At 64.3% G+C, this 3,494-nt stretch carries 4 protein-coding genes and 3 tRNA genes; all 7 read right to left on the bottom strand.

The genetic code is table 11. From position 1 onward, the window contains the following. Nucleotides 1-161: GTP-binding protein (locus tag DK254_RS35250; RefSeq protein WP_371921177.1), on the bottom strand; the 161-nt coding region annotated here is incomplete at its 3' end. Between the two features lie 83 nt (nt 162-244). After that, nucleotides 245-320 (bottom strand) — tRNA-Thr (locus tag DK254_RS20065). An 18-nt stretch (nt 321-338) separates the two neighbouring features. Beyond that, nucleotides 339-412, bottom strand: a tRNA-Gly gene (locus tag DK254_RS20060). Nucleotides 413-437: 25 nt separating this feature from the next. Beyond that, a tRNA-Tyr gene (locus tag DK254_RS20055) sits at nt 438-522 on the bottom strand. Nucleotides 523-662: 140 nt separating this feature from the next. Beyond that, nucleotides 663-1,346 (bottom strand): SPOR domain-containing protein, encoded by a 684-nt coding sequence (locus DK254_RS20050; protein ID WP_109935174.1) that lies wholly within the window; start codon nt 1,344-1,346, stop codon nt 663-665. Nucleotides 1,347-1,354: 8 nt separating this feature from the next. Continuing rightward, complete coding sequence (locus DK254_RS20045) at nt 1,355-2,104, bottom strand: pantothenate kinase (protein ID WP_109935173.1); 750 nt, start codon at nt 2,102-2,104, stop codon at nt 1,355-1,357. After that, nucleotides 2,094-3,038 (bottom strand): bifunctional biotin--[acetyl-CoA-carboxylase] ligase/biotin operon repressor BirA, encoded by a 945-nt coding sequence (gene birA / locus DK254_RS20040; RefSeq protein WP_109935172.1) that lies wholly within the window; start codon nt 3,036-3,038, stop codon nt 2,094-2,096. Before birA ends, DK254_RS20045 begins: the two co-directional genes overlap by 11 nt. Nucleotides 3,039-3,494 lie beyond the last annotated feature (456 nt).

Genomic DNA, 3,494 nt, shown 5'->3' with positions numbered 1-3,494 from the left:
GGCGCGTTGTCGATCTGGTCGAAGGCGCGAGCGGAGCCACCCCAGGTCTCGGAGCAGACCTTGGTCAGAGCAGCGGTCAGAGTGGTCTTACCGTGGTCGACGTGGCCGATGGTACCGACGTTGACGTGCGGTTTGTTACGTTCAAACTTCTCTTTAGCCATTTTGACCGTCTCCCACTAGGAATTGAGAAAGCCGTATCACCGATAAAACAAAGGCAGATACTTTCATATCTGCCTTTGTTAAGTGGAGCTCATGAGCGGATTTGAACCGCTGACCTCACCCTTACCAAGGGTGTGCTCTACCAGCTGAGCTACATGAGCAAACATAAGCAGCAAGTCTGGAGCGGGTAGCGGGAATCGAACCCGCATCATCAGCTTGGAAGGCTGAGGTTCTACCACTGAACTATACCCGCGGAGCCTGACGCTCACGCTTGAAACTGGTGGAGGGGGAAGGATTCGAACCTTCGAAGTCTGAGACGTCAGATTTACAGTCTGATCCCTTTGGCCGCTCGGGAACCCCTCCGAGTGAGGCGGCATTCTACAGAGTGCCACCGCGTTGTCAACAGTTTTTTCTTTAAAAACTTGAGCTTAGCTCTTCGACAACGGCTTCTAGAAATTCCCCTTTCAGGTCCCCCCTTCGAAGCGGGCGCCATTCTATGCAAACTATTCGGCGGTTGCAACGCTTTTGCACGGCATTGTTTGCCTTTGCAATTCAGGGAAGTCCACGACCAACTGACGCAGCAGACTGTCGTCCGCCAGGCGCCGACTCTCGGGGGCGACCTGTACCCAGAACTCATGGCGGTTGCGCCCCAGTTCCCGCACCAGGGCGTCGTACCCGGCGGCCTTCAGGCGCTCGACGACCCCGTCGGCCGAATCCTTGCGCTGGAAGATTCCCAGGGAAATGCCGTCAGCGAGGTCACCCTCGGTGATGATGTAGCTGTCGATCTTGCGCGCCTGCAGTTCGCGCAGCTGCCAGAGCGAGGCCTGGCGCGATGCCAGGGGCGGCAGGTAGACCCAGTAGTCGGTCCCGGCGGCGGCGTCGACCTTCTGCCGGCTCACGTGCATGTCGAGACTGGTGAGGCGCTGCTCGAGCGCCCCGGCCCGGTTCTCGTCGGAAAAGGGGCCGAAGTAGAGGCATGCGCTCTCCTGCGCCGTCGGCGCCCCGGCCGCCTCCGACTGGCGCCGCTGCGCGGACTCCGGCGACTCGCTGAGCAGGCGGATGTTCTTCTGCTCGCTGCGGTACAGGCTCAGGGGCGCGATCTCTTTCGCCCGCAGGGGCGTCTGCTGCTGATGCCAGATGAAGTAGAAGGCGTTCAGCACCAGGAGGAACAGAAAGAACCAACGCATGAGGGGCACTACTCCAGCGGGCAGGCGATGGCCAGCCCGGTAAAGACCAGGTCGGGCAGGATCCGCGCCTGGGGCAGTTCGTCCTTGACCAACTCGGCATCTCCGCCGGTGAGGAACACGGCGCAGTCGCCGCCGAGCAGCTCGCGGGCCAGGTGATATTGCTCGCGCACGAAACCACGCAGCATCAGCAGGCAGCCCCGCTCCACCGCCTCGGCGGTCTCACGCCCCGGCGACAGCCCCTGCAGGGCTTCGCGAGCTGCAGCGTCGTCGTAGCGGATACGCCGGGTATGGGTGCGCAACTGGCTGCGCATCAAGGGCATGCCCGGGCAGATATAGCCCCCCAGGTGCTGCCCGGCCGCATCCACCAGGTCGGAGGTGACCGCGGTGCCCAGGTCCAGCACCAGGCACGCACCGCCTGCCAGCTTGTAGCCGGCCACCAGGGCCACCCAGCGATCCAGGCCGAGCCGCTGGTATTCGCGATAGCCATTGCGGACGCCGGCCAGGACCTCGGCCGGTTGCGCGATGCTGGCGGCTATGCCGAAAGCGTCATTCAACACCTGCACGAGCGATGCCGTTTCCTGTTCGCTCCGCACGCTGACCAGGCGGCAATGACGCAGCGCGAGCCCCTCGCAGCCACGCAGCCGCTCGAGCAGCGCGGCGTCGGAGTCCGCGACGCCGAAGGCTACGGTCGTCAGCCCCGCGACGCGGATCACCCGCCATTTGATCAGGCTATTGCCACAGTCCAGTTCAAGAATCATCAGACAACCTCAGGCTCAACTCGCCCCCGCTGAAGCGGCTTTCCACGCCATCGACCTCGAGGCGCAACGCCCCCTGCTCGTCGATCCCCAACGCACGGCCGACGATACGTTTGGCAGCGGTCGAAAGCACGACATCGCGCCCCTGCCACAAATGGAAGGACTCCCACTCCCGCTGGCTGGCCGCGAAGCCCTGTTCGCGATGACGAGCCAGGTGCCACTCCAGCTCCTTGCTCAGCGCGGCGAGCAGCTCGTTGCGATCCACCGGACGCCCCGCAGCTTCGCGCAAGGACGTCCAGGGCTGGTCGATACCTTCCGCTGCGCGCATGTTCACATTGATGCCGATGCCGATGGCCACGCTGCACAGGTCCGCAGGGTCGCCGGTCAACTCCAGGAGGATGCCGGCCAGCTTCTTGCCGTCGAGCAGAATGTCGTTCGGCCACTTCAGGCCGACACCGGCAATACCGAGCGACTGGATGGCGTGTACCACGGCAAGGCCGACGACCAGGCTCAACCCCTCCAGCTCCTTGGGCCCACCCCTCACGGAGATGCCAAGGGAGCAATAAAGGTTGGCACCGAACGGGCTCACCCAGGCGCGCCCACGCCGCCCCCGCCCCGCCGTCTGCCGCTCGGCCACTATGGCGAAGGGCGTGGCGGCGCCAGCATCCAGGCGGCGCATGACTTCGGCATTGGTCGAGTCGACCGAGAACAGCACGTCCAGCGGCCAGGGTGCCCCCACCCGCTGCGGCTCGATGGCCATCAGCGGCTCCGCCAGGCGATAGCCGCGACCGCGCACGGACTGCACTTCCAGCCCGAACTCGCTCTCCAGGCCCTGCAGGCGCTTCCAGACGGCACTGCGACTGACACCCAGCGCCGCCCCCAGCTCCTCACCGGAATGGAATCGACCATCGCCCAGCAATTTCAGCAATGTCTGCATATCGCGTCCCGCCACAATAAGGCACGCATGATATAGAGGCGCTTTCCGCTTGCCTATGCACTAGCGGCGAGCGAAACGACGGGAGACGCCCGGAATCGGGCAATGGGCCGGATAGAAATCGGAAAGACCGGAAGCAGGAGGAGCCGCTGCTGCTCCCGCAGAGTGAATAACCGTTCGCGGTTATCCGCCGGTGGGCCTGGTGTGGGGCCGACGGCGGATAACGCCTGGGGCGTTATGCGCCCTACGATGCTTGCCAGCGGCAGCGGTATTTCGGTCAGACGTAGGGCGAATAACCGTTCGCGGTTATCCGCCGGTGGACTTGCGGCATCGCCGGCCTGCCGGCCGGATCGCGGACGGAGTCCGCTCCTACGGGCACATGGCGCACAGAGTAACTGTAGGAGCGGGCCCTGCCCGCGATTCGCGCGCAGGGCGCGCTCCTACAGGGGAAGCCGGAGA

Origin of the sequence: Pseudomonas sp. RW407, from assembly GCF_003176655.1 — a bacterium.
GTDB lineage: Bacteria > Pseudomonadota > Gammaproteobacteria > Pseudomonadales > Pseudomonadaceae > Pseudomonas > Pseudomonas delhiensis.
This window is presented reverse-complemented; position numbering and strand designations above follow the sequence as displayed.

Excerpts from the sequence above, each read along its gene's own strand:
- DK254_RS20050 (WP_109935174.1), bottom strand. The coding sequence starts at position 1,346 with ATGCGTTGGTTCTTTCTGTTCCTCCTGGTGCTGAACGCCTTCTACTTC.
- DK254_RS20045 (WP_109935173.1), bottom strand. The coding sequence starts at position 2,104 with ATGATTCTTGAACTGGACTGTGGCAATAGCCTGATCAAATGGCGGGTG.
- birA (WP_109935172.1), bottom strand. The coding sequence starts at position 3,038 with ATGCAGACATTGCTGAAATTGCTGGGCGATGGTCGATTCCATTCCGGT.